Here is a 24,365-nt window from a genome sequence, read left to right on the forward strand (position 1 = left end):
GAACTAGCGAAGGAACAGATTAAAGATGAAAATTCTCATTCAGCAACTCGCTAGATTAGGTGATATCTATATGTCTTGGCCGGCGGTTCGCGCGGTTCGCCGCATGTATCCTGATGCCGAGATTCATTTTTTGACTCGTCCACGTTTTGAAGGTGCAGTTGAGGGCTTGACGGCTATCGATAAGCATCTGACTTTGCCAAGCGGGCATATTCTGATGCCGCTGGTAAATGAAAATGTAAACTTGGAAGAATCTCTGAATCGCATGGAAGAGTTTGTCGAACAAGTTCGTGCGGAAAACTATGATCAGATTATCAATCTGACGTTTTCACCATTTTCGAGCTATTTGACTCATGCTTTAACGATGCCACACACGACGGTGCTGGGCTATACGCGCTTCAGGGACGGTTTTTTCTGTGCGGCAGATGAGGTCAGTGCATATTTCTATGCGCAAGTGGGAATCAATAAACCGAATCGCGTGCACATCGCTGATATCTTTGCGTCGATGATCGGTACAGAATACACCGAGCAAGACTGGGAAGCGCCTGAAATGCCAGAATTGAATTTTGATTTGCCTCAGCTGTATTTAACGGTGCACGTGGGTGCGAGTGAGAAACACAAAGCCCTGACTCCGGATGCTTGGGGCCGAGCTATTGACTACTTCAATCGTCGTTATCAGGGGATGCCTATCGTTTTGATCGGTGCTCCAAATGAAGTTGAAATCGCGAATGAAATTATTGCGGCCGCTCCAAATGCAGCGATCACCAACTTGGTTGGCAAAACGCGCATGAATGAACTGTTCACAGTTCTTAAGCGCTCTGAATTGCTGATCGGGTGCGACAGTGCTCCGATTCACATGGCTTCTCTAACGGATACTCCGACATTGAATATCAGTATCGGAAATGTGAATTTCTGGGAAACAGGTCCTAAAGCGACTTTGGGTTTAATTTACCGAGTTGAGGAAGGTCAGGATGTCGCTCCAGAGCGCATCGGTGAAATCATCGCTCAGCTGTTGGAAGGAAATGCAGATCCAGAACTGATCATGCGCACGGGCGGCCTTGCAAGTTATACCAAGGTTGAGTCGGCTGAAAAAGAGTTTGCCTGGAATTTAGTTCAAGCCCTGTATTTGGGCGGTCAATTCCCTGTGGCGGAACGTATTGAAATCATTGAAGGTGCCATGAAATTGGATGAAATCAATGACTTCATGATGAGCCAGTTTGCTTTGATTCATGAAAAAGGTGTGGAAGCCGTCGCTCCCTTTATTGACGGCGGCGAAGATGTTATTAAGTCAATTAGCCGGATCGTACCGGAGTTGCGTCCTATGATTGACTGGTATCATGCGGAGAAAATCCGTGTGGCACCAGGCACGCAAGAGGAGATCGTAGCAGCAACTTTGAGTGTTCATGAGCGTTTTAAACGCCATCTTCGTGTTTATGTTCCTCGTGATGAAAAAGTCACGACAGTGGAGGCCAAAGATGGAACGCTATAAAGTATCCGGCGAAGATCTTCGCAATTTTTATCAAGGTGACACGAATCTTTCCAAAGTTTTTGCCGACATCGAAAACGATCTTCGTGATACGAACGCTGTCGTTTGCAGATTTATCGTAAATGGCATGGAAATTAAGGAATCCGACGAAGCACGCTTTGGTTCGGTTTCCCTAAATGATGTGGAAACACTTGAGTACATGACGGAAAACAGCAATGACCTGGTGCTGGATGTTTTGCGGGCATGGATTGATTCTCTGCCAGAGCTTATGGGAAAAACTGAAAACTTATCCAAGCGTATGCGCGCTCAAGGTTTGAGTGGTTTACTAAAACCAATTCATGATCTGGTATCAAATTGTGAATATTTGATCGATAGCGTGATGTCTTTGAAAGTTTTGGTGGGCGACCGTTACCTTGTGGCAAGTCCAGTTAATTGGGCTATCGCAGAAGAGCAAAGTAAAAAGACCGTTACCGAAGCACTTGGTGCAATGGAAAATAAGGATTTTGTTCTTTTAGCGGATGTCCTGGAGTATGATTTAAACAATGTTCTGCAAATGTGGAAAGAACACTTGCAGTACTTGGAGAAGGCGCTCAATGGGGACATCAACGGATCAAACTTCAAATCCGAACAAGATAGATCCAATCCTGTGGGTTGGAAACGTATCGCCAATTAGGCTGCCGCAATTCTTTCCGTTTCAAAAACGGGAAGTCGAGATCGTCTTACGGGCTTCTTTTCAGGAAGCCCGTTCGCTTTTACAAAATCAAAAATTTTCCTCGATCTTAGTCCAGGACGAAGGTGGTTCCGAGGCTTTTGATCTTTTGGTTCAAGCTCGTCATCTGCAACCGATGGCACCGCGCTTTTATATTTCCAATGAATTGAATGAAGAAAAGGTTCGTCAGGGAATCAATCAAGCCCAAGTCTATCGCTTTATCCGCTGGCCGCTGGCTGAAAGAGAAATCTGGCAGCAGCTTGAAGACGCCCTGGAAAAACACTCCACTTATCTTTCGCGATCTCTTTTGTTAAGAGAATCCTCATCACAGAATAAAGAGCTTGAAGCCTTGACGCATTCCTTGGAAGGCTTGGTTGATGAACGCACTCAATTTATCGAGATGTCCCATAAAGAGGAAACCGATAAACTGAACCGGGAACGAAATCTGGTGCGGCTCATTAAAGATCTGGCGAATCAAAACTCCTTTGAAGATGTTTTGGGAATCATTCGTAAGGAGCTGCGTAAGTTTCATAAGATCGGGGACCCTATTCTGGTGTATCGCACCGACAATGCAAAGACTCACTTTATCAGTTTTCAATTGGGCACGATGACTCAGTCAGAGTCCTCCACTCATTTTGAGTTCCCCAAAAATGCACAAGTGCCGTCAGCAGATTTGATTCGTCACCTGGCCAATCATTTTGGTCGTCCCTTTGCAAAAACCTATGTCGTTCCGTTGGAGCTGCGTTTGACGAACCATCTGATGGGTGGAAACGGTGAAGCGATCCTTTGTGTTGAAAACTCCCTGAATGATAAAGAAATGCCGCCTTTTGTAGAATTTATGACCGATCGCATGCGCCCCTTAGGGATGACGTTGGATCGTGTTCTTTTGGACAGTCAGCTTTCAGCGTTTTCGTATCGCTGGGAAAAAACTTTCGACGGCATGAGAGATCCCATCGCTATCATGGACATGGATCACAGTGTGATTCGCGCCAATAAGAAATTCTCGGATAGATTTCCAGACAAGCGCCAGGCGATTGAAGGTTCTCCGGCATCTCAGGCTTTGGCAGATGGGCAGCCGCACGTAGGACAAATTCAAGTGGACAATCGTATTTACCAGGTTCACAGCTATCCCGTTGTTTTGGATAACGGTGGTAAGGCCACAAATGTTGTAAATCAATACGTAGATATCACTCAGTCCCGCGAGCTATATTTGCGCATGTTACAGAACGAGAAAATGGGTGCCATCGGGATGCTGGCCGGGAATATTGCTCATGAGTTGAATAATCCCCTGACAGGTCTGCGTTCATTGACGCAAGTTTTGTTGCAGGAAGCAGACCAGAAAACCAATCTCTATTCAGATTTGGTTGAAATCGAAAAGGCTGCTGCTCGTTCGCAACGTATTATTAAAAACCTACTGGATTTTTCAAAAGGCGAAGATCAACCCGCAGAGGATATTTCTATCGACGAAATAGTCGAAAGAACTCTCCCGATGTTGAAATCCGCTCTGCGCACCCATCGCTTGGAAGTGACACTGCAAACTGTGGATAAAACTGTGCACGTTGAGCCACACTTGATTCAACAAGTGGTGTTCAATCTGGTTAATAATGCGTGTCAGGCGATGAAGGATCCCGGCCGTCTTAAAATCAACTCCTGTCATTCGGGAAATCAGGTGGTTTTGGAAATTGAGGACACGGGGCCAGGGGTGGCAGAGGATATTCAAAAGCGTATTTTTGAGCCCTTCTTCACGACAAAAAAAGAAGGACATGGAACCGGTCTTGGGTTAAGTATGTCTAAGTCGGTCATCGAGAAATTTGGGGGCAGCATCACGTTAAATTCGGTGCAACCTAACGGGGCCCGATTCGTGATTACATTGCCGTGTAAGTAAGGATTTTGTTTGTGAAGGTACTGATTGTTGATGATGAAGCTTTGGTCCGCCGTTCTTTGTCCCGCGCTTTCCGTGCGAAAGGACATGATGTCGTTGAAGCTGAAAACGGAAACGAGGGCCTTGAGCAGTGGAAGAAGTCCACTCCGGATCTGGTATTTCTGGATGTTTTGATGCCAGGCTTGACCGGCCCAGAAGTTTTAAAGGAAATCGGCTCAGACCGTTCCGGTAAGGTGATATTAATGTCGGCTTTTGCTGGAGAACATAACATGGAAACAGCTTTGCAAATGGGAGCTGAGATGTTTGTTCCAAAACCTTTCGAAGATATTTTTGCTGTTGTAAAAATGGCCGAGGATTTGTTGTCATGAGAATTATTGCGGGAAGATATCGTGGTCACCAGTTGGTGGCATTCTCGGCGGATCATATCCGTCCCACCACCGATCGCGTGAAAGAAACTCTGTTCAATAAACTGCAGTTTCAGCTTGAGGGCGCGAACGTGGCCGATTTGTTTTGCGGCACAGGAAATTTGGGCATTGAAGCTTTATCCCGAGATGCACGCTTTTGCACTTTTGTGGAAAAGAACCCCAAGTCCCTGGCGATCACGCGCCAGAATTTTGAAAAACTGAAAGTTCCAGCCAGCAGTTACAAAGTTATCAACATGGACGTGTTGGCGTTTTTCAAATCGTATACGGGTGAACCTTTTGATATCATTTTTGCAGATCCTCCATTCACTGAAAAGATGGCTCATTTCGTAGTGGAGGCTGCAAGCAGCAGTGCCGCCTTTGGCAATCACACTATTATGGCCATTGAATCCCAACGTAAAGAGCGTATGGAAGATCGTTACGGTTCTCTGGTAAGATATAGCAAGAAAGAGTTCGGCGACAAAATTCTAAGCATGTTCTGCCATGAAAGTGCGATGGAACAAGAACAAGTCCCACAGCAAGAGGAATCCGACAATGAGTAGAATTGCAGTCTATCCCGGAAGCTTTGATCCCATCACCATGGGACACGTGGATATTATCAATCGTCTGGCTCCGCTGTATTCTGAAGTGGTGATTTTGGTTGCACAGTCGGCTCAGAAGCAAGCAATGTTCACGGCCGATGAACGGAAGTCTTTGATTGAACAATCTTTGGCGAATTTAAAAAATGTCCGAGTCGATTTTTTCGAAGGCCTGACTGTGGATTATATGAAAAAACACAAAGCGCAAATTATTATTCGTGGTTTGCGTGCCATTGTGGATTTTGAATATGAACTGACCATGGCGCAGATTAATAAAAAAATCGCTCCCGAGATCGAGACCCTTTTGATGTTCGCGAGCCCCGAATGCTATTACATATCTTCCAGAGGTGTGAAAGAGCTGGCAGTGAATGGTGGCGATCTGACGGGATTTGTTCCTGACGTAGTTAAAGAGGCGATCACAAAAAAACTTAAAAAGTAGGACGTTGTTGTATGTTGCAACTTTCAAAGCGCTCCCAAAACCTGAAGACCTCTCCCACGTTGTTCCTGGTGGCCAAAGCCAAGGAGCTAGCGGCACAGGGGCACGATGTGATTTCCCTGACAGTAGGCGAGCCGGATTGGCCAACTTTTGAAGTTCCCAGCAAAGCGGGCATCGAGGCGATTGAAAAAAACATAACCAAGTACACCGCTGCCAATGGCACCATCGAATTGCGCCAGACAATCGCAAAAAAATATAAATTTGAGATTGATCAAGCCTACTCCACCAAAGAAATCACGGTGGCTTCAGGTGCAAAGTTTATTATTTTTGCCGCTCTTCAGATGCTGTGCTCTCCTGGCGATGAGGTGATCATCGGCGCCCCTTACTGGGTCAGTTACCCGATGATGGTGGAGCTCGCAGATGGCGTTCCCCGCATTATCGAGTGCGGCGAGCAAGAAAATTACAAAATCACTCCAGCTCAATTGGAAAACGCGATCAATGCGAAAACCAAAGCTTTGCTGTTTTGCTCTCCAAGCAATCCCACAAGTTTGCTATATACCGCAGATGAATTGAAAGCCTTGGCGGAAGTTCTTAGAAAACATCCCCAGGTCGCAATCATTTCGGATGATATGTATAACCGCTTGGTTTTCGATGGCGGCAAAGTGGCGCCCCATATTCTGCAAGTGGCTCCGGATCTGAAAGATCGCACGTTAGCGGTGAATGGGGGCTCTAAGGCCTATTCCATGACCGGGTGGAGAATCGGGTGGGCCGCAGGTCCCGAGAAGCTGATCACAGCCATGGCGGACTATCAAAGTCAGGCAACGGGTTCCCCATCAAGTATCTCTCAGCACGCGGCCATGAAGGCCATTGAACACTGTGAGGCCGATATTGAAAAAGTGGTCACGAAGCTGACGGCACGTAAAAATGCGGGGCTGGCAGAGTTGCGTTCTGTTCCTGGATTCAAAGTTTCAGAACCCGATGGTGCTTTCTATTTCTGGGTGGATATCAAATCTGTTTTGGGCAAAACCTATGAAGGTCAGCTGATCCGTACATCAAAAGATTTCTGCGATATTTTGCTGGATAAATTCTTTGTCGCGACAGTCCCAGGAGTGGAATGCGGCATGGATGGCTATATGCGATTAAGCTTTGCCGTTTCCGAAGAGACGATGAAGCGCGCTGTGATTCGTATGAAAGAATTTGTTTCTAAGTTGGTTTAAATTAGGGGACTACCGTGTCTGATCTACGGGGCTCATTCCAGGTTTTGGTTACAATGATTCAAGTTTCTTGCGCCGTAGGCCAAATGAATTTCGGTAGACTCTTGTTTCCAGGAAAATCAGGCCGGCAATGATCGCAACCTCTCCAAAGAAGTAGGCTTTCCCCAAGGTCGACAACTCAGAAGACAGTAACGCAATCGATAGCACGAGCACGCAGTAAAGAAAGTTGGCAAAAACAATCGTAAGCAACATGGAGGGCTTAGGGTTTTTCACCAACGAAAAACATGTCAGAGAATAAACAGCAAAGACAAACCCTATGAGACCTAGAAGGCGAAGGGTCATAGCAGAAAGTCCTATCCACTCGAAAAACTGTGGAAGAATGAGCCCGGTGCTCGTGGAGCTGAAAACGGCCCCTATTCCATCAAGCAAGAAAATATTTTTCTGATTCAATTTCATGGCTCGATCGTATCTTTGCAAAGAGCGGCTGTCCAAAGCCAAATGAATTAAGCTACGTCATGTTTAAAAAAGCGCAGGCTTCTTTAGCAAAGGTAGAAAGTCTTTGCGTGAAATAGGAAATCCTGCATTAGCTCGTTACATGACGATATGCGGAACCGCTGCGGTTCCGCATAGCAGCGATGGTGATAGTGCTGCCTATTTCGATTAATCGATCCAAACCAATTTTTTAGCCATGTTCTTCATGGTGTTTTCATGAACCAGATAAGAACCCTGGTCTTTCAAACAAATGATTCCTTTGCGGTAGTCGCAAGAAGTGCCCCAAGAGTTGCGAACCATATAGTAGCAAGCGTTGCCGATTTTCTTACGTCCCACGATCGTCGATGCGTGACCCGCACCAAAGATTCCGCCCACATCTGTGATTTCAGCAGCGTCGTATTCCAAAGAAATCAGTTTGCGACGATTCAGCAACCAATCGATTTGATCATTGATGGATTCAAACGGATGAGTTTTCTTGCCCCAACTTTTGTAATCCAAATCATTGCGAAGAGCGATGGATTTAGAACGGCAAGAGCTGTCCAGGAAGTAAAAAACCACGTCTTCAAGGCTGACATTGCGATTATTCAAAAGATATTTTTTGATTGTTGCTGGAGGAGTCGCTGGGAAGAAACCCTCCACCAATTGTTCAAAGGATTTTTGGCAAAGATCGTTGCAAGTGCCTTTGCGCACGTCTTTCATACGGTTCATCAAATAGGCCATGCCGTTATGAACCGTCGTTCTGGAAGTGATGTGAACTTCTTTGGTGCCTTGAGAGGGAATGTCGCTTTCTCTGCAAACGTGTCCCAATTCATTCATTTTTTTAACGGCGATGCTGACCATGCCGCCTTCAGGAGTTGTGGTTTTGTTCACAACGCCACGACCGATTTTTCCAAGCAAAGTCACCTGGCTGGAATAGTACGCTGATAAATGAAGAGCAGAAATCGGAGTGCCCACAGCCTGGCTCACGATATCAGCGGCTGTGTAACCGTAGCACCAACCGATATCACCTTGATCAGAAGGAGTCGTCATGAAGGTCTTAACATCCGCAGGAAGGCTTTCGCGAACATCAACGGTTGAACAATCATCAGCTGCATGAACCTGTAGTGCACAGATCGCAATTACTAAGAAGCCCCAAATTCTCATGTAAATATTCCCCTGCTTTAAAGTTCGTGACGTATCCCAAAGGATTAGAGCTTTGTCTATGGCGGAATCGGTTAAACTGAGAATTAATCTAAACTTAATGTACCGTGAAATTTCTACATTGCTGGCTGTTCACTTGATGATAAAACCCAACGACGCTAACTTCGGATTTTTAAAGGAGAATTCGATGAAAACGTTGGCACTTGGTTTAGTTCTTTTGGCTTCAACAGCAGCATCCGCAGCGACAAAGTGTGTCGCAGTAACGGAGCGCATGAACCTTAAAATCGTTCAAAAAGACGACTCTGTCGGCGTTCTTTATTCAATGAATCCTCGTGATCTAAGTAAGTACGGCAAGCAGTTTCCAGGTCTGACGATCTCTTTTCAAGAGGGTGAAGCTTACGACATCAAAGGTACAACAGTTGATGGCTTGGTTAACAACAAAGATGTTCTGACCAAACTTGTGGTGAATGCAATCTACAGCACAGCTTTCTTTGGCGGTGAAGAAGACATGGCTTATGTTGAGGCCGGAGATCTTATCAAAGCACTTAAATGCGAATAAAATAAAAAAACCCCGCTGATGAGGCGGGGTTTTTAGTTTTAAGCTTTAAATATCTTAGAACAAGTTCTTGAAGAAGTTTTTCACTTTATCAAAGAAACTCATCTCGGCTTTCGGAGTATCGATAGAGCTTGGCGCGCGAGTCGCATCACACTTATACGAGATGTCGATTTTGCTGCCAGCTGGAACTGGCGTATCAAACACGATGCTCATACCCACCACACGGTAGCTCAATGACGCCATCGCCGGAGTGATCTTAACAACCGGCGTACCTACTGGAGTACATTCCAAATTCACAGAACCCAAGGAATCAACGATTTTATCCACGAACAAGTTCATGTTCGTTCCGAAATCAGCTTCACAGATGCTACCGATACCACCACCTGTCAGACCTGAAAGGGCAGCGTATTGAACACCATAGTGGCTCTTAGAACCTGCAGCGTCTTGAGATTTCATACAAGCTGCATCGCCTGGTTTAACGATGATTGAGTTCACCGTGAAACGTTTTTTAGCACCGAACGTCGACTTTACGTAATCTACAAACACCTGTGGTTTGTCTTCGTTTTCCAGCGCGAAGTATTCGTCTTTATAGTATTGCTGAGAAGCATCGCCACCGATACTGCGTTCGTCTTCGTCAGAAATAATGATATAAGCAATCGCAGCGTCTGCACGGTAGCAACCGCTTACGCCAGAGTAGTGATAGTCACCATTGTAAACGTGGTGGTAAGCGGCTTTGATCGCGCGCTCGTCATTCGAGTTAACATATCCCGCGCCCACATAGTTAATGGTTTGCGCAAAGATCGTTGCAAGGTTCGCTGTGCCACGTTTAAGAACCAAGCCCAGGCTGGTATTTGGAGAAGCGCTGTTAGTTTGCCAGTAAACCGAAGCACCCCAAGCTGTTGTGCTAGCACCTGTTGGAAGAGCACGAGTCACTGTCACACACATTTGCCAATCAAGATTTTTAGTCGATTGCAATGTCGATACAAAGCTTGAAAGTTTTGCTGCCAGTTTTTGATTGTCTGCAAGCATGGAGTTGGAATCATCCAGCACCAATACGATGTCCAATTTATTATTCGAAGCTTCTACCGTACTACTGTAAGTCACGTCACGAGTTGGTGTCGGCGTCGTGGTTGGAGTTGTCGTTGGCGACGTCGTAGGACTTGTCGTTGGAGACGTCGTCGGGGAAGTCGTAGGACTTGTAGTCGGACTTGTCGTTGGTGACGTTGTCGGAGAAGTTGTAGGCGACGTCGTTGGTGTCGTCGTCGGAGTTGGCGACTCTCCAGGTGTGCTAGAAGTTTTCACAGAAGGTGATTCGAATTGCACCGGGCTGCAAGCCGCAAGGCCCAACATCACTATTGGCAACAAGGCCTTTTTATGTAGAGACAAAAACATACTTCCATTTCCCCTTTGGCCCAGAATAGCATAGGAAGCGACTTCGTCTCAAAATTTACCAAGTCCAGTCTGGGTTTGAGACAATCCAGACCTTCGTCTCATTGTGGGAACCGTCCAGGGAATACTAGAATCAATAGATGTTGCCGGGATCGCTTTATCAGGAGGCATGGTGAGCTTTTGGTTTTTAACTCAATTGTTGGTGAACGTTATTCTTTTGGCTGGCGTAGTTGGCGTATGGGTACGAATGAATCGCCCGGCTAAAGATGACCCCCGCTTGAGCAAAGGCTTACAACTTCTTCAAAGCAAAATCGCCGTATTGGAAGATCTGTCGGATCGTACGGAGACTCAAGTAAATCAGCTAACGGCTTTGCTGGAGCAAAAAGTAAAAGACATTCAATCCAAAATTCAAGCCTCTGAAAAACAGATCGCGAAAATCGATCAAAGCATGCAAAAAAGTATGGAAGTGGCAAAGATCTTCCAAGACCGTATCCCGCATGAAGAAATTGTGGAACGCCAGAACACTATTAAATATGTCAAAGCTGCTCGTTTGGCGCATCAAGGTTTGAGTGCTGACGAGATCGCTTCGCAAGTGGATCTTTCCCGCGGCGAAATTGAATTCATTGCAAAAGTAAATAAAGACCAACTGATGTTCTGTGAAGATAGCTTGCCGGAGTGGGCGAACGAAGAAGCTGACGAAACGGCTGCATCTTCTTCTCAGGATTTCAGTGATGTCGACAACATGAGTTTCTTGCAGCCATTACAAAGAGCGGGTTCTGATATCAGCACGGCGTTTGAGGTTCCAAAAACTGAAAACGATGCGATGAAAAAACTGGGCGAGGCTTTCAAAGCGGCCTGCCAAGAAGTGGAAGAAGAAGAAGCGGCTGCGGAAAAAGCGCCCAGCATTTTTGATGTCACACATAATATTGCGCAAAATTTCTTGGGTGAAAAACCGATGGCTGCAACCCCAACTGCGGTTGTTACCGAGAAAAAGCCAGCGGCTGCGACCAAGCCAGCTGCGACCAAACAAGCAGCGACCGGTCCTAATATCCGTCCTGTTGAATTTCGCCGCATCGATCTTGTGAAAGATCTGGAATAATCAGTGGCCAATTCCGCGTTCTTGAAATCCCTGACCAAAGGGCAGATCCTTCACTCGATTGTTGAGGAAAAACAATCGGGCGCAGACGTCCTTTGTAATTTTAATGGGAATCTTTTAAGAATTGCCAATCGTTCCGGCCAACCGATGGAAAAAGGCCAAGTCGTACGCGTACAAGTTAAGTGCGCCGATCCTCTTGAATTTCAAATTTTTGATCCCAACACAATAAAGTTTGAACGTGTAATTTGAAATCCAAGACCCTGACTTATTTGCGAGTTTCAGGGCTCAGCGGAAGACTGTAATTACCGTTCAATATCACCACAGCTAGGGGAAAGATATGCGAGCGTTCCAGGGTCTTCTATTTTCCGTTCTATTGGTAGCAAGCCAAGCGGCTTTGTCGGCAGCACCTTCTCAACCAAGAATAAACCATGACATCGTGGGTGGCGTGCAAGCGGAGCGCGGTGAATTCCCGTGGATTGTTTCTTTGCAGGATAAAGAAGGTTGGGCGTACTGCGGTGGCAGTCTTATTGATAAAAAATGGGTGCTGACAGCGGCTCACTGTGTGAAAAAGGTTCCAGACTTAGTGATCGTGGGACTTTATCAGATGACCAACGAAACTGGTGCCGAAGTTCATGCTCCAGGTCGCATCATCGTTCATCCGGGGAAAAAGTATTTCTCGAACGATTATGATTTCGCGCTGATCGAGCTGAAAGAACCGTCGAATATCACTCCGGTTGAAATGAACTCCCAGGAAATCCAGATACCGACAGATCCTAAAGCACCTAAAATCATGTCGACGGTTGCAGGTTGGGGCACTTTAAGATCAAACGGTGAAACGCCTGACTTTTTGAACAAGGTGGACGTGCCGTTATCGCCCGCCGAACCGTGCAACAAAGTTTACTCACCCTTTGGATATGATGTAACGGATCGCATGCTGTGTGCGGGTCTGGAGGCTGGCGGGAAAGATTCTTGTCAGGGCGATAGCGGTGGCCCGTTGGTGGTTAAATCAGAAGAGAAAGTTTTATTGGCAGGAATCGTAAGCTGGGGCATGGGTTGTGGCGAACCGAATTACCCCGGTGTCTATGCGAAAGTAAACTCTGTGACCGAATGGATTAAGCAAACTATGGCAGGAGAGGAGCCTGCTCCTAAACCTTAGTCCAGTTGCGCTGGACCTAAAGACAGAAAATACCCAAATTGGAACTAGCCTTTGAGCCCCCTGGAAAAACAATGAACAATGTCTAAGCACATTTATTTTTGAAGGATTCAAAAAGAGAGAGGACACGGACATGAAAGTTTTGAACTACCTATTAGTAGCAGGTCTAGTATTTACAGGTGCAGTTTCCACGGCAGCGCAAAAAGTTGGCGCGAAAATCGTTGGCGGCGAGGAAGCAGCTGCAGGCGAATTCCCATATATCGTTTCTCTTCAGGGTTCATACGGTGGCCATTTTTGTGGTGGTTCTTTGATCAAGCCTAACTGGGTTTTGACAGCTGCTCACTGTGTGAAAGGTTCTACAATCAAAGCGATCAAAATCGGTCTTTTGAGCCAAAAAGACACGACAAACGTTGAAACATTCAAACCAGTTAAAATCGTTGCGAACCCTGGTTACCCAGGTCCTGGCACTGATTGGGACTTCGCTTTGATCCAATTGGAAGGCAACTCTGCTTACACTCCAGTTGACTTGAACACTGCTGAAATCGCGATCCCAGAAGACGGTACTCAAGTTATGTCTACAACTGCTGGTTGGGGCGCAACTAAAGAAGGTAGCTACGGTCTTCCAGACAAATTGCAAAAAGTGGACGTGCCATTGGTTACTCAAGCTGAGTGCAACAAAGCATACGCTGGTAAAATCACGGATCGTATGATCTGCGCTGGTTATACTTCTGGTGGTAAAGATTCTTGCCAAGGTGACTCTGGTGGTCCATTGGTTTCTAAAGCTGACGACGGTCACACATACCTTATTGGCGTAGTAAGCTGGGGTAAAGGTTGTGCACGCGCGGGTTACCCAGGCGTTTATTCCAAAGTCAATGCAGCAATTGAGTGGATTAACACGACAATCGCTGAATAAATCTGAGCTTTAAACTCAATTTAAACGAAGCCCGTGGTAAAAAAGCCACGGGTTTTTTTATGCCAAATAGCGCCGTTTCGCGGGACTTGCTTTTTCCCTAAAAAAGGCACATTTCTTATCCTATGCAAAACAAAGAATTCGATATTTTAATAGTCGGTGCCGGCATTATCGGTACTTCCGTGGGTGCTGAACTTTCTCGTCGTGGTCACAAAGTTTGTGTGATTGATAAAGGAACTGTAGGTCGCGGTTGCTCTTACGGAAATGCAGGTTGGATGACTCCTTGCTTTTCAATGCCATTGCCAATGCCTGGTATGTTTCTAAAATCTATGAAGTGGCTGGCAAATCCTAACAGCCCATTGCATATCAAACCGTCCCTATCTTTGGATTTGGCTGCATGGTTATTCCATTTCATGAAAGCGATGAACGAAACTCAAGCGCGTCGCGCGGTTGAAGGCCTGGTGGTTCTTTCGCAAAAATCCTTGGTTGAATACAAAAAACTGGGCGACAAATATCCAAAAACTCGTTTCGAACAAAAAGGTCTTTTGATGGTTTCACGCACTAAAGAAGGTGTGGCAGCAGCTGTTGAAGAACTTGAATACGTTAAAGGCGTTGGCGTTACCGGTAAACAAATGACCGGTGAAGAATTGATGGCTTTCGAACCTGCATTCCGTCCACCAATGTTGGGTGGTGTGTACTTTGATCAGGAAGCTATGGCAGAGCCGTTCCAAGTGGTTCAGGCAATGGCTGAAGAGATTCGTAAAAACGGTGGTGAAATCATCGAAAACTGCGAATTGATCGATCTTGAAATCTCTGGTGGCAAAGTTACCAAAGCGCTTACTTCTCAAGGTGAATTCAAATTCAAAGAAATCGTTGTGGCGACGGGTAGCTGGTCAAAAGATTTGGCGAAACTTTTGCGTTTAAGAATTCCTATCTTGGGCGGTAAAGGTTACGCGATGATCGTGCCTAAACTTGAAAAACAACCTAAGTATCCAATCATGTTCATCGAAAACAAAATTGCGATCACTCCGCGTGAAAACAGTTTGCGTATCGCAGGGACTTTGGAACTTGTGGATCAGGATTTCTCTGTGACTGAACGTCGTGTGAACAACATCAAACGTGGTGCAGCTGAGTTGTTGTATCTTCCAGAGCAATTGGAAGTTCAAGAATTGTGGGCGGGGCTTCGTCCATGTACACCAGACGGTGTGCCTTTGATCGGTTACCACGATAAGATCCCTAACTTAATGTTGGCCGTAGGCCATCAGATGTTGGGCCTTCAATCAGGCGCGGGTACGGGCTTGCTGGTTGCCGATTTGATCGAAAAGAAAACTCCATTCGTCGATCTGGAAATCTTCGCTCCAAACCGCTTCTAAAAAAGCAAAAGCCCGGTCTCCCGGGCTTTTTTTTATTCTTAATTTGGTAGTCCCACAATCGTGCGAGCTTTCGGGCGATCGTAATAACTGAAGACATCATCAATCATGGCACTTAAGTTTTCACGATCAGTGACTGCGAAATGCAGTTTGCGTAAAGCGGTGTACTTAGCTTCCGTTCTCATGAAGTCCTTCACCACTCCACCCAATTGTTGGCAAGTCATCGAAGGTTTTTTACCTGTTTGTACGTAAGAGTTTAAGAAGTCTTCGATCAATGGGAATTTGTCACTGTCAAAGCTGGCTTTATCAATCGCTGTCAGGAAATCAGAAAGTGACATGGGTTGAAAGCGTTTCGATATTAATGTGCCAACATTGTAAACTTCAATCTCTGCACCTTTTGGCAAGTAAACTTGCATGCGCACATAGCAGCCACCATCAAGCGAAGTAATTGCGCCATCTTTGATTCTGATATTGCAAGCATATGAACCATAACTGTTTAAGTTCAAAGTGTTTCCCGAATTGCGATGATCGATGCGACCAAAAGACCCGCCATTTTTAGAAACTGTGAAAAGGCGAAGATAGCCTTCTCCTTCTGGAATATCTGCGGAGTAGGCAACTTCAACATCAGCGATGAAACCAAAAATGTTCATCTTAATTGCTTCAAGGTTTTGCGTGTTCAAAGAAACATCTTCAACGCGGGGATTGAATTCTGAAGGAATGGAAGTCCATTTAAGTCTGTTCTTAGGAGCGAAGCCGTTACCGTGCTCATCGGTCGCGCCACCACAGCTAACAACGACTGAAGCCAAAATCAGAGCGATAGAAATTTTCAAAAGTTGAAACATGTAACCTCCGCAAAATCCAAGGATGGCATGGGAGTAACCTGCGATTCAAATAAAAAAGGCTGATCCATGATCAGCCTTTTCGATGCAATCTGTGGGAACAGATTATTTCTTTTTGCCTTTTGCTTCGATTTTTTTAGCAGCGGCTTTTTCTTCTTTGGCAGCAGCGGCAGCTTCTTTTTTCGCGCCAGCCTTTTTTGCCTTACGCTGTTGGATGATACGATCCAAGATGTCGTAAGATTCTTTTTGAAGATCGTTTTCGAAAACGAAACGGTAGAAACCTTCGATCTCAGGGCTTTGACGGAACTTCTTTAGTGATGTGGGCAAGCTTTCAGACTGTACGAAATCAATGGAGCTACCGTCTTTTGAGAGCTTAACTTTATCTGCCATCTTTAAATCCCCTAGTGTTTTTAAGAACTTGTACATTAAATCAAAGCTTCGAATCAAGCATTAAATGCCCCGCAGCGGTCTGTTTTATTTCCGTTTAGATTAACTAAACCATTGAATTTCTTTGATAAATGCAGGAAATTGGGGGCTCATTACCGGGGAGGGTTTTCAGTGCTCATTTTAGATGGCAAAGAAGTATCAAATCACGTTCGCACCTCCCTGATTCCCCGTATTGCAGCCTTTAAAAACAAAACTGGCCGCGCCCCCCATTTAGCGGTGGTCATTTGTGGGGAAGACCCAGCCAGCCAGGTATACGTCAGAAACAAGAAAGCGGCTTGCGAGAAAGTCGGAATGACTTCGACGATTCACGCTTTGCGCGAAGACATCACTCAACCCGAGCTGACAGAGATGATCGAAACGCTGAATGCCGATGAAGGCGTAGACGGCATTTTGGTGCAATTTCCTTTGCCAAAACATTTAAGTACTCATGAAGTTTTGCAGACGGTTTCGCCTTTGAAAGACGCAGACGGTTTGACGTACAAATCTCTGGGTTATTTCTTTGCAGGACAACCTCTTGTCAGTCCGTGTACTCCTAAGGGAGTGATGACCATCCTTAAGCATTATAACATCAATGTTGAAGGCATGAATGCAGTGGTGGTTGGTCGCAGCAATATCGTTGGGAAGCCAATGGCGATGCTTTTGACTGAGGCGAACGCGACGGTGACGTTGTGTCACTCAAAAACCAAAAATCTGGCACAGTTTACGAAAAATGCAGACTTGGTGGTGGTGGCTGCCGGTAAAGCCCAGCTTCTGGGTAAAGATGATTTCAAGAAAGACGCTATCGTGGTGGATGTCGGTATGCACGGCTCCGGCCAGGGTGGAAAATTGTGTGGTGACGTCAGATTTTCAGAGCTGGAAGGGTGGGCAAAGGCTGCAACCCCGGTTCCTGGCGGAGTTGGACCCATGACTATTACAACGCTCCTTGAAAACACTTGTCTCTTGGCTGAAAAAAGAGTCTGACTAGTTCCTATATTTCGAGGTTCACAATGTTCACAGGATTTTTGAAAAACGTATGGTACGTGGGTTTGCCTAGTTCCGAACTCGCAATCAATAAAGCAACTGCGCGCAAAATTTTAAATGAGCCGGTGGTGTTTTATCGTGATTCAAAAGGCAAAGTGTCTGCAATGCGCGACATCTGCCCTCATCGTGGGATTCCGTTAAGCTATGGACGTGTGGTTAATGATACGCTTGAGTGTCCTTACCATGGCTGGAAATTCGACGGCACGGGTATGTGCACTGAGATTCCTTCTTTGTGCCCGGATCAGGATTTGAATCCTAACAAAATCAAAGTGCGCAGCTATCCCGTACATGAAGCCCAGGGTTTGATCTGGATTTTCATGGGCGATAAAGATTTTGATTTGTCCAAAGTTCCGCAACCACCTGTCATGCAGGGATTTCCTGAAGGTAAGAAACCAAATCTGACTTACGTGGTGAATTTCCCATGTCACGTCGATCACGCAGTGATTGGCTTGATGGACCCAGCTCACGGGCCTTATGTTCACAAAAGCTGGTTCTGGCGTTCTGAAAAATCCATGCTCGAAAAGAAAAAACTTTTTGGGCCCGTGGACTTTGGCTTTCAGATGATTCGTCATAAACCATCTTCAAATTCCAAGGCCTATAAATTATTGGGTGGAGTGCCAACGACGGAAATTACTTTCACTTTGCCATGTGTTCGTGTGGAACATATTCAGGTCGGGGAGCGTAAGTTCTATTCTTATACGGCATTGACTCCGGTGGATGAAAAGAACACGCGTGTCACTCAATTGGCAGTCTGGGATATTCCCTGGTTGTCTTTGTTCAAACCCGCAGTCGATAAATTCGGCAAAGTCTTCCTGGGACAGGACATGGATGCTGTTACCAAGCAACAAGAGGGGTTGAAATACGACCCAAGTCTCATGCTCATCAAGGACGCTGACACACAGGCAAAGTGGTATTACTCTTTAAAGACCGAATATCACAACGCCTTGGAAGAAAAGCGTCCTTTCGTGAATCCGGTCAAACAAACGGAACTTCGCTGGAGAAGCTAAGAATGCATAAAATTTTTTGGAGTTTGGTTCTGGCAACGGGTCTTACTTGTCAGGCCCAAGCCCTGAGTTTGAAATACGTGGGCGAGACCTCCATCGTCACCGGAGCCAAATTTGATGAAACCACTATTGGTGGTCTTTCGGGAATTACTTATGCTGAAGGGGTTTTAAGTGCCGTCAGTGATGACAAAGGTCGTTGGGGTGAACCCCGTTTTTATCAGTTCGATCTTAAGATCGACGGCAAAGCTGTCACCCTTATTCCTAAATCAGTAAAGTTCGTAAATGGTTTGAAAAAAGAGGGCTCTCGCAAAGCCTTTTTGGACTTGGAAGGTTTGGTTGCCATGCCTGACGGGGATTTCCTGATTTCCTCTGAAGGTAATAACGATTTAAAACCTCGATCTATGCCTCGTGTGTTCCGAGTTGCTGCCGATGGCAAATGGAAATACGACATCACTATTCCGGATAAATATCTTCCAGAGCGCACGGGTCAGCAATCCAAGGGCATTCAAAACAATGGCGCCTTTGAGGGGCTAGCAGTCACTCGCGATGGCAAGTTCGTTTTTACTTCATTGGAAGCCCCGCTGACTCAAGATATCGATATGGAAACCGAGGCAAATGGTCCCATCATTCGTATTTTGAAGTTTGAGGATCGCGGAGCTCAACGTGGCTATTTTACGCCGGCAGCAGAGTTCGCCTACAAAATCGATGCTTTCCATGACAATCAAATCGGTCGCGAGATTTTCCGAGGCGTCTCCGAGATTCTGGCCTTATCAGAATCCAAAATAATCGTCCTGGAGCGCGGAGCGCGCATATACGGCAAGGGCTGGAAATCCACGGTGGGCTTGTATGTGGCAGACGTAAGCAAGGCCACGGATACGCTGGCTATGGTAAAGCTTGCAGACCACAAATACACACTTGCTGAAAAAGTGAAGCTGGTGGATTTTGAAACCGATTTGACGAAAGAACGTGGCAAAAAAGACGTACAAAACTTTGAAGCCCTGGCATTCGGACCGAATTTGCCAGATGGACGTCGTACGTTGCTGGTGATGTCGGATAATAATTTTTCCAAGAACGAAGTGACTGAGCTTCTGGTTTTTGCAATTGAAGGTGAATAAGAAATGACGATGACAGTTTGGAGACTTCGTACTGGTGCTGATAAACGCATTCGCAGTGGGCATCCCTGGGTGTTCTCTAATGAATTATCAGTCAGCCCTAAAGGTTTACCTCCGGGCACACCTGTGGAGCTTCAAGATGCCAAAGGTCAGTTCCTGGCGCGCGGCTACGGTAATCCTCATTCTTTGATTGCGTTTCGTGCTTTGACTTTCAATTCGCAGGATAAAGAACCGACTGGTTTCAACTTCCTCCACGATAAAGTTTTAAATTCCTGGAAAGTGCGTAAGGCAGCGGGATTCCGTGGCAGCTTCCGGTTGGCTTTCGGTGAATCAGATTACATTCCCGGTTTGGTTTTGGATTACTATGTGATCGAACAGGGCGGGAAACGTGCCCAAGTATTCGTCGCCCAATTGGTGACGGCGGGCATGGATCAGGCTTTGCAAAATACTGAAGCGTTCTTCCATGGCCTAACTGAAAAAGCCAAGGAGCAAGGTCTTTCTGAATTCGATTGGTCACAAACGGCCGTGGTCATTCGTAACGACGTGAGCGTGCGTAAGCTGGAAGGCTTGACGGGTAACGAAGCGAAAGTGATCAAGGATCTTCCTGATTTCAAATTGGACCATGTCGAAATTCTTTTAAATGCGGCAGCAGATGCTGGCGTTATCAAAATGAGTTGTGATCTTCGTGAAGGTCAAAAAACAGGTTTCTTCCTGGATCAAACGCACAATATTTATTTGGCGATTAATTTATTTAAAAACTGGGCAAAACAGCAAAACACCAAATCCATCCGCATTTTGGATTTGTGCTGTTATGTAGGTCACTGGTCGACACAAATCACTCGCGCTTTAAAAGCCGAAGGATTTGATGTGGAAGTTTCTTTGGTGGACGTTTCTAAAACAGCTTTGGCTTTTGCTAAAGAAAATGCCGAACGTGAAGGGGCGAAAGTCATCGTTCACGAAATGGATGTTTTGGAAGGTCTGACAAATCTGCCGACTCAACAATACGATATCGTGATCGCGGACCCACCTGCATTTATTAAAGCGAAAAAAGATATCCATGTTGGTAAAGCGGCTTACATCAAAATGAACACGCATGCTTTCCGTCTGGCCAAAAAGAACGGTTTTGTGGCGTCTTGTTCTTGTTCTGGTTTACTGGAAGAAGAAGAATTCCGCGATGCTATTCGTAAAGCTTCTTTAAGAAACTACTCGGAAGTGCGCAGTGTTTTGCGTGGTGGCCATGCGGCAGACCATCCAACTTTGATGCAATTTCCTGAGGGTTTCTATCTAAAAATGTACGTTCATTACATCGTATAATCGTTCTTAAAAGCTTCGCTGGACCAAGGGCTGCTTGTGCCCTTGTTGTTTGTCTCGCGAAGCTCAATTTCCCCAATATTTCCTAAGGCTTGTACCTTGAATCCCCGATAAGTTCAGGGATGAAACAGTCGATTCGTAATCATATTATTTTTAGCATGTTGTTTGGTGTTACAGTGGTGGGGCATGCCCAATCGGTCACACCATTGCCTGCGACCCAAGTAATTCCGACGACGGCGGCATCGCCGGTTGTAACTGCGACATCGGCAACGACGACGACAACAACAACGACATCCACGCAAACAGTGTTTGATGCGTTTTATGCGCAAATGGCGGCAGAGCAAGAGGCTTTGGCTAAGCAAGCTGCTGCTGAAGAAGAGGCAAAGTCCAATGCCACAAAGTTGGCGGCAGGCATGCAGCTGGCTTTTAAGTATTGTCCGTTTCTTCAAGAATCCAATGCGCAAAAAGCCCGTAAGGGAATTTCGGATATCAATAAGAAGATCGCCGAGCAAGCAGACGATCCAAATTCCAAAGATCCTTCCATCAGCAAAAACGGCAAGCAAGAGGTTGCACAAGATAAACAGGGTGCTGATTTCAATAAGACCTGCGACATTTTTATTAAAGATGATGGCAATCCTGGTTCCGTCGGTACCGTCATACTTGCTGATATCCGAGAGAACAAATCTTCCTTTGCGGGAAATACTCCTAAAGACATCGGTAAGCTTTGCCCGAATTATACTAAAATGAATGAAGAGCAAAAAAACCTATTCTGGGTTTGGACATTAATGTCGATGGCATCGGTTGAATCATCTTGTGATCCGGGTGCGGAAAATAAAGATGCTCCTCATGGGACTGCCTATGGCTTGTTCCAATTGGGAAAAGATCAATGCAATGGCGCTGATCTTAAAGACAAAGTGGAAAATTCAAAATGCGCAGTTCGAATGCTAGCTTCTGAATTAGCCGATCGCAAAACACTGATTGCGAAAACAGCTACCGGAAAAAATGGCAACACCAATTGGGCGGCGATCTGCGAAGGCAATGCCAAAGAATGCGGAAGAAACGGCGACTCTGTTCAAAAAACCAAAGCCAAGATCAGTCAATATTCTAAGTGTGGTGGCAGTGTGAGCTCTAACGATGATAAGCCAGCTGATGCGGAAGCAAAACCCAAAAAGGGCAAGCGCACTCCATCAGGCAAGTCACAGAAACCTCAAAAGCCTCAGAAAAAAGCCATAGAGCCTCAGGTTACTTAATGGTCTGAGTGATCGCATCCATCAAAGTTTTTTTGCGAATAGGCTTCGTCAGGAAGCTCGTATTAGGAATTTGTTGCGCACGTCTCATGGTTTCTTCCAAAGCATCGGCGGTGACCAATAGAATCGGACGTTGCGGAAGTCCCTGATCTTTTTCAAAGGCCCGCATTTTTTCAGCAGCTTCAAAACCATCCATCAATGGCATGCGCACATCTAAAACGACAACGTCGCTTGGGTTTGCGATATAAGCTTCCAGAGCTTCTTTGCCGTTTTGCGTGTATTTGATATTCCAAGGCTTGCCATCAAAATATGCCATGTAAAGTTCTTGATTTCCAACGTCGTCATCAGCCACCAATAAGTTTAAACCATCTGGAATACTTTTGCGTGCGGCTTCCACTTTGGGTTTGCTGAGATCGCGGGTTTCAGTGCGGCGGGTGTTCTTGCCATAAAATCCAGTCGTCAGGAAAATATCCGTTAAAGATAACGGCGAAGAATCCAAAACAGGATCTGTTAGCCCAGGATATTTAACCAGGATCTCGTCTTTTTTGCCCAATAAGATAACGCGTCCGTGCTGGTGTAGTAATTCCATATCGCTTGCAGCGATATTTCCGGCAGTCGCATCCAGCAGGATCCATTTATTCATCGGCAAAGACGATGGTTTCGAATTACGAATCTCGCTAATATAATCCAGCTTGGAATAAATGATCGCCGGATGCATGGCGAGGGGTTCAGCTGCCAGTTGCATAATACGATCTTCGGAAATCAAAACAAATTCTTTGACCTGATCATCAGGGGAGCGGAACGTTTCCACCCAGTTAGTACCATCCAAAACTTCCATATCCAAATCCACGCGGAACAAAGTTCCTTTTTTAGGTGCGGATTCAACATGCAATCGGCCATTTAATTTGTTAACCAACTCTTTCACGATGGCTAGGCCCAGGCCCACTCCGCCCTCCGAGAAGGCGTAAGAGTTTTCAACTTGAAAGAAGGCATCAAAAACTTTGTGAATCTTATCGTCTTGAATACCCACTCCAGTATCCTCGACCTCAAACCGCAGGGTCATCGCATGGCCTGGCAGCTGCTGAAGTTTACTCACGCGCAGAATGATGTGGCCTTCGTTCGTGTATTTGCAGGCATTGCGCAAAAGATTTAATAGAATCTGGCGAAGGCGGCTTGGATCGAAATTCACCGAGGACGGTAAATCAAATGCAAACTGAGAATAAAGTTGCAGATTCTTTTTCGCACAATCTCTACCGGAAATTTTCGCAATATCCGTCAGGAAGTTAATCAGATGCATGCGCTTCGGTTGAACTTGCAATTCGTTCGTGTCAGCTTTGGCTAGATCTAGTAAATCCTCGATCATAGACAGCAGATGATTACCAGAGGAGCGCATGCTGACAAGATAGTCGTGAATCTTTTTGTCGGTATCTTTTTCCTCACAGAGATCCACCATCCCCAGAATCAAATTCAAAGGTGTACGGATTTCGTGTGAGATATTTCCCAGGAAGCGGCTTTTGGCAACCAGGGCTTCTTGCAATTCTTGGTGGGCGCGTTCCAGGTCGTGTGTCTTTTCGATAACCAGGCGACCCACGCGACGGTTTTGCTGAACCAAGACCCAGAACAAATAGGAAATGATCAAAGTGATCAAGATACTCATGATCCCCGTGATGGTTGAGGCATTCAGACCCTGAGATTTTTGAAAGTTAAAATGGAAATGAACTTTCAACGTTGTTTGTTGGGGCTCTCCCAAGCGCAATGTTTGCAACAGGCTGTCGTCACGGCCAATTTGACGGGATATGTTACCTGCCCGTATTGACTTGGAATTGTTATCCGATGTGATGATCCAGGAATTCTGATTTTTAATGTCTTCAATTTCCAGGGATTCGCTGGTGCGCAGATCGATCTTTTCAAATAATGAAACCAGCGGAGCCGTAAAGATGAAATAAATGTTTTCACGGCTTCTGGATTGCAGAACATAAGTAATCAGAGGAACACCGTTTCGTTCGTGCAAAACGGCCCGGCTGTATTCTTTGTTTTTGATGATTTCTTCAATGCCCTTAATGACCGCAGGGGAGGTCATAGTCTTGCTCTTAATCTCAGGCACTCCCGAGTTCGGGGTGTTAATGCGTGAAATCAGCTTTAGCTTAGGCGGGGAGGCGTTGCGTTTGCCCGAAATCTGATAAATCGAAAAGCGCTGAAACACAGTATATCGCAATGATTGGCCCAGAAAGGCCATGTCACGGTAATAGTCAGCAGGACGGCTGCCAATATACTCTTCATAGGACTGAATTCTTAGAATACTATTTGATAAGAGGAGATCTAAAGATTGAATGATCTCGCGAGAGCGTTTGATGGACTCGGCACGCTGATCGGCTTGTTCCCGATCTAACATGCGTTTATGGATATAGAACGAAAGAGAGAGGCCGGAAATCAGCGCCAGAACGGGGATCCACAGAAAGAATTTTCTGGCTTTTTTTAGAATGATTTTAAGGCCACCGTTACGTTTCATCAAACCCACTCTCACAAACCGGAATGTGAACAATGTTAATTGGATT

The 24,365-nt window shown here is 45.8% G+C and carries 24 protein-coding genes; 18 read left to right on the forward strand and 6 right to left on the reverse strand.

Translation table 11 applies throughout. The annotated features are described in order from the left end of the window. The first annotated feature begins 25 nt into the window (after positions 1 to 25). From HW988_RS02775 to HW988_RS02805, 7 genes are read left to right on the forward strand one after another with little or no spacing between them, the layout of a single operon-like run. Positions 26 to 1,486: a glycosyltransferase family 9 protein gene (locus tag HW988_RS02775; protein ID WP_181606124.1), complete on the forward strand. Its 1,461-nt coding sequence runs from the start codon at positions 26 to 28 to the stop codon at positions 1,484 to 1,486. After that, positions 1,473 to 2,156 carry a hypothetical protein gene (locus HW988_RS02780; protein ID WP_181606125.1) on the forward strand — a complete coding sequence of 228 codons (684 nt, stop codon included), beginning with the start codon at positions 1,473 to 1,475 and terminating at the stop codon, positions 2,154 to 2,156. The genes HW988_RS02775 and HW988_RS02780 overlap by 14 nt, the downstream gene beginning before the upstream one ends. Then, complete coding sequence (locus tag HW988_RS02785) at positions 2,077 to 4,077, forward strand: hybrid sensor histidine kinase/response regulator (protein ID WP_181606126.1); 2,001 nt, start codon at positions 2,077 to 2,079, stop codon at positions 4,075 to 4,077. The genes HW988_RS02780 and HW988_RS02785 overlap by 80 nt, the downstream gene beginning before the upstream one ends. A gap of 11 nt (positions 4,078 to 4,088) precedes the next feature. Next, positions 4,089 to 4,442, forward strand: coding sequence for a response regulator (locus tag HW988_RS02790; protein WP_181606127.1), 354 nt, complete (start codon positions 4,089 to 4,091; stop codon positions 4,440 to 4,442). Then, on the forward strand, positions 4,439 to 5,038 hold the full coding sequence (gene rsmD / locus HW988_RS02795) for a 16S rRNA (guanine(966)-N(2))-methyltransferase RsmD (protein ID WP_181606128.1): 600 nt from the start codon (positions 4,439 to 4,441) through the stop codon (positions 5,036 to 5,038). The genes HW988_RS02790 and rsmD overlap by 4 nt, the downstream gene beginning before the upstream one ends. Then, the gene (coaD, locus tag HW988_RS02800) at positions 5,031 to 5,513 is read left to right on the forward strand and encodes a pantetheine-phosphate adenylyltransferase (protein WP_181606129.1); all 483 of its coding nucleotides are present in this window, start codon (positions 5,031 to 5,033) and stop codon (positions 5,511 to 5,513) included. Before rsmD ends, coaD begins: the two co-directional genes overlap by 8 nt. A gap of 11 nt (positions 5,514 to 5,524) precedes the next feature. Next, positions 5,525 to 6,727 carry a pyridoxal phosphate-dependent aminotransferase gene (locus HW988_RS02805; RefSeq protein ID WP_181606130.1) on the forward strand — a complete coding sequence of 401 codons (1,203 nt, stop codon included), beginning with the start codon at positions 5,525 to 5,527 and terminating at the stop codon, positions 6,725 to 6,727. A gap of 48 nt (positions 6,728 to 6,775) precedes the next feature. Here the strand turns inward: HW988_RS02805 and HW988_RS02810 are convergent, their stop codons facing one another. Next, the gene (locus HW988_RS02810) at positions 6,776 to 7,180 is read right to left on the reverse strand and encodes a hypothetical protein (RefSeq protein ID WP_181606131.1); all 405 of its coding nucleotides are present in this window, start codon (positions 7,178 to 7,180) and stop codon (positions 6,776 to 6,778) included. A gap of 204 nt (positions 7,181 to 7,384) precedes the next feature. After that, a complete protein-coding gene (locus HW988_RS02815; protein WP_181606132.1) occupies positions 7,385 to 8,359 on the reverse strand; it encodes a hypothetical protein in 975 nt (324 codons plus the stop codon). A gap of 184 nt (positions 8,360 to 8,543) precedes the next feature. On the opposite strand from HW988_RS02815, the gene HW988_RS02820 reads away from it, so the two are divergent. Then, entirely contained in the window at positions 8,544 to 8,915 is a 372-nt protein-coding gene (locus tag HW988_RS02820) for a hypothetical protein (protein ID WP_181606133.1), read from the forward strand. A 54-nt stretch (positions 8,916 to 8,969) separates the two neighbouring features. Here HW988_RS02820 and HW988_RS02825 read toward each other — a convergent pair whose 3' ends face one another. Beyond that, complete coding sequence (locus HW988_RS02825) at positions 8,970 to 10,304, reverse strand: hypothetical protein (protein WP_181606134.1); 1,335 nt, start codon at positions 10,302 to 10,304, stop codon at positions 8,970 to 8,972. 166 nt (positions 10,305 to 10,470) lie between these two features. Between HW988_RS02825 and HW988_RS02830 the strand changes: the two genes are divergently transcribed. The 5 genes from HW988_RS02830 (at position 10,471) to HW988_RS02850 (ending at position 14,833) form a co-directional block, all read left to right on the forward strand. After that, positions 10,471 to 11,400: a DUF2802 domain-containing protein gene (locus HW988_RS02830; RefSeq protein ID WP_255490180.1), complete on the forward strand. Its 930-nt coding sequence runs from the start codon at positions 10,471 to 10,473 to the stop codon at positions 11,398 to 11,400. 3 nt (positions 11,401 to 11,403) lie between these two features. Further along, complete coding sequence (locus tag HW988_RS02835; RefSeq protein ID WP_181606135.1) at positions 11,404 to 11,646, forward strand: hypothetical protein; 243 nt, start codon at positions 11,404 to 11,406, stop codon at positions 11,644 to 11,646. An 88-nt stretch (positions 11,647 to 11,734) separates the two neighbouring features. Next, complete coding sequence (locus HW988_RS02840; RefSeq protein WP_181606136.1) at positions 11,735 to 12,553, forward strand: serine protease; 819 nt, start codon at positions 11,735 to 11,737, stop codon at positions 12,551 to 12,553. 130 nt (positions 12,554 to 12,683) lie between these two features. Continuing rightward, positions 12,684 to 13,463 (forward strand): serine protease, encoded by a 780-nt coding sequence (locus HW988_RS02845; protein WP_142698924.1) that lies wholly within the window; start codon positions 12,684 to 12,686, stop codon positions 13,461 to 13,463. Positions 13,464 to 13,585: 122 nt separating this feature from the next. Beyond that, a complete protein-coding gene (locus HW988_RS02850) occupies positions 13,586 to 14,833 on the forward strand; it encodes an FAD-binding oxidoreductase (RefSeq protein ID WP_181606137.1) in 1,248 nt (415 codons plus the stop codon). Positions 14,834 to 14,871: 38 nt separating this feature from the next. On the opposite strand, the gene HW988_RS02855 is transcribed toward HW988_RS02850, so the two are convergent. Further along, a complete protein-coding gene (locus HW988_RS02855; RefSeq protein WP_181606138.1) occupies positions 14,872 to 15,672 on the reverse strand; it encodes a DUF4476 domain-containing protein in 801 nt (266 codons plus the stop codon). A gap of 102 nt (positions 15,673 to 15,774) precedes the next feature. Beyond that, the gene (locus HW988_RS02860) at positions 15,775 to 16,059 is read right to left on the reverse strand and encodes a hypothetical protein (protein WP_181606139.1); all 285 of its coding nucleotides are present in this window, start codon (positions 16,057 to 16,059) and stop codon (positions 15,775 to 15,777) included. Between the two features lie 168 nt (positions 16,060 to 16,227). On the opposite strand from HW988_RS02860, the gene folD reads away from it, so the two are divergent. From folD to HW988_RS02885, 5 genes are all read left to right on the forward strand, one after another. After that, a complete protein-coding gene (folD, locus tag HW988_RS02865; RefSeq protein WP_181606140.1) occupies positions 16,228 to 17,076 on the forward strand; it encodes a bifunctional methylenetetrahydrofolate dehydrogenase/methenyltetrahydrofolate cyclohydrolase FolD in 849 nt (282 codons plus the stop codon). A 26-nt stretch (positions 17,077 to 17,102) separates the two neighbouring features. Then, positions 17,103 to 18,143 carry an aromatic ring-hydroxylating dioxygenase subunit alpha gene (locus HW988_RS02870; protein WP_181606141.1) on the forward strand — a complete coding sequence of 347 codons (1,041 nt, stop codon included), beginning with the start codon at positions 17,103 to 17,105 and terminating at the stop codon, positions 18,141 to 18,143. A gap of 2 nt (positions 18,144 to 18,145) precedes the next feature. After that, positions 18,146 to 19,255, forward strand: coding sequence for an esterase-like activity of phytase family protein (locus tag HW988_RS02875; protein ID WP_181606142.1), 1,110 nt, complete (start codon positions 18,146 to 18,148; stop codon positions 19,253 to 19,255). A gap of 3 nt (positions 19,256 to 19,258) precedes the next feature. Next, the gene (locus tag HW988_RS02880; RefSeq protein ID WP_255490181.1) at positions 19,259 to 20,566 is read left to right on the forward strand and encodes a class I SAM-dependent rRNA methyltransferase; all 1,308 of its coding nucleotides are present in this window, start codon (positions 19,259 to 19,261) and stop codon (positions 20,564 to 20,566) included. A gap of 119 nt (positions 20,567 to 20,685) precedes the next feature. Beyond that, positions 20,686 to 21,813 carry a hypothetical protein gene (locus HW988_RS02885; RefSeq protein WP_181606143.1) on the forward strand — a complete coding sequence of 376 codons (1,128 nt, stop codon included), beginning with the start codon at positions 20,686 to 20,688 and terminating at the stop codon, positions 21,811 to 21,813. On the opposite strand, the gene HW988_RS02890 is transcribed toward HW988_RS02885, so the two are convergent. Continuing rightward, entirely contained in the window at positions 21,806 to 24,319 is a 2,514-nt protein-coding gene (locus tag HW988_RS02890) for an ATP-binding protein (protein ID WP_181606144.1), read from the reverse strand. The two genes, HW988_RS02885 and HW988_RS02890, sit on opposite strands and share 8 nt — an antisense overlap. Positions 24,320 to 24,365 lie beyond the last annotated feature (46 nt).

Origin of the sequence: Bdellovibrio sp. KM01 (assembly GCF_013752535.1) — a bacterium.
Classification (GTDB): domain Bacteria; phylum Bdellovibrionota; class Bdellovibrionia; order Bdellovibrionales; family Bdellovibrionaceae; genus Bdellovibrio.

What these genes read in the sequence shown, in the direction of transcription:
- HW988_RS02775 (WP_181606124.1), top strand. Translation starts at nt 26, where the DNA reads ATGAAAATTCTCATTCAGCAACTCGCTAGATTAGGTGATATCTATATG.
- HW988_RS02780 (WP_181606125.1), top strand. Translation starts at nt 1,473, where the DNA reads ATGGAACGCTATAAAGTATCCGGCGAAGATCTTCGCAATTTTTATCAA.
- HW988_RS02785 (WP_181606126.1), top strand. Translation starts at nt 2,077, where the DNA reads ATGGGGACATCAACGGATCAAACTTCAAATCCGAACAAGATAGATCCA.
- rsmD (WP_181606128.1), top strand. Translation starts at nt 4,439, where the DNA reads ATGAGAATTATTGCGGGAAGATATCGTGGTCACCAGTTGGTGGCATTC.
- coaD (WP_181606129.1), top strand. Translation starts at nt 5,031, where the DNA reads ATGAGTAGAATTGCAGTCTATCCCGGAAGCTTTGATCCCATCACCATG.
- HW988_RS02805 (WP_181606130.1), top strand. Translation starts at nt 5,525, where the DNA reads ATGTTGCAACTTTCAAAGCGCTCCCAAAACCTGAAGACCTCTCCCACG.
- HW988_RS02810 (WP_181606131.1), bottom strand. Translation starts at nt 7,180, where the DNA reads ATGAAATTGAATCAGAAAAATATTTTCTTGCTTGATGGAATAGGGGCC.
- HW988_RS02815 (WP_181606132.1), bottom strand. Translation starts at nt 8,359, where the DNA reads ATGAGAATTTGGGGCTTCTTAGTAATTGCGATCTGTGCACTACAGGTT.
- HW988_RS02820 (WP_181606133.1), top strand. Translation starts at nt 8,544, where the DNA reads ATGAAAACGTTGGCACTTGGTTTAGTTCTTTTGGCTTCAACAGCAGCA.
- HW988_RS02825 (WP_181606134.1), bottom strand. Translation starts at nt 10,304, where the DNA reads ATGTTTTTGTCTCTACATAAAAAGGCCTTGTTGCCAATAGTGATGTTG.
- HW988_RS02830 (WP_255490180.1), top strand. Translation starts at nt 10,471, where the DNA reads ATGGTGAGCTTTTGGTTTTTAACTCAATTGTTGGTGAACGTTATTCTT.
- HW988_RS02840 (WP_181606136.1), top strand. Translation starts at nt 11,735, where the DNA reads ATGCGAGCGTTCCAGGGTCTTCTATTTTCCGTTCTATTGGTAGCAAGC.
- HW988_RS02845 (WP_142698924.1), top strand. Translation starts at nt 12,684, where the DNA reads ATGAAAGTTTTGAACTACCTATTAGTAGCAGGTCTAGTATTTACAGGT.
- HW988_RS02850 (WP_181606137.1), top strand. Translation starts at nt 13,586, where the DNA reads ATGCAAAACAAAGAATTCGATATTTTAATAGTCGGTGCCGGCATTATC.
- HW988_RS02855 (WP_181606138.1), bottom strand. Translation starts at nt 15,672, where the DNA reads ATGTTTCAACTTTTGAAAATTTCTATCGCTCTGATTTTGGCTTCAGTC.
- HW988_RS02860 (WP_181606139.1), bottom strand. Translation starts at nt 16,059, where the DNA reads ATGGCAGATAAAGTTAAGCTCTCAAAAGACGGTAGCTCCATTGATTTC.
- HW988_RS02870 (WP_181606141.1), top strand. Translation starts at nt 17,103, where the DNA reads ATGTTCACAGGATTTTTGAAAAACGTATGGTACGTGGGTTTGCCTAGT.
- HW988_RS02875 (WP_181606142.1), top strand. Translation starts at nt 18,146, where the DNA reads ATGCATAAAATTTTTTGGAGTTTGGTTCTGGCAACGGGTCTTACTTGT.
- HW988_RS02880 (WP_255490181.1), top strand. Translation starts at nt 19,259, where the DNA reads ATGACGATGACAGTTTGGAGACTTCGTACTGGTGCTGATAAACGCATT.
- HW988_RS02885 (WP_181606143.1), top strand. Translation starts at nt 20,686, where the DNA reads ATGAAACAGTCGATTCGTAATCATATTATTTTTAGCATGTTGTTTGGT.
- HW988_RS02890 (WP_181606144.1), bottom strand. Translation starts at nt 24,319, where the DNA reads ATGAAACGTAACGGTGGCCTTAAAATCATTCTAAAAAAAGCCAGAAAA.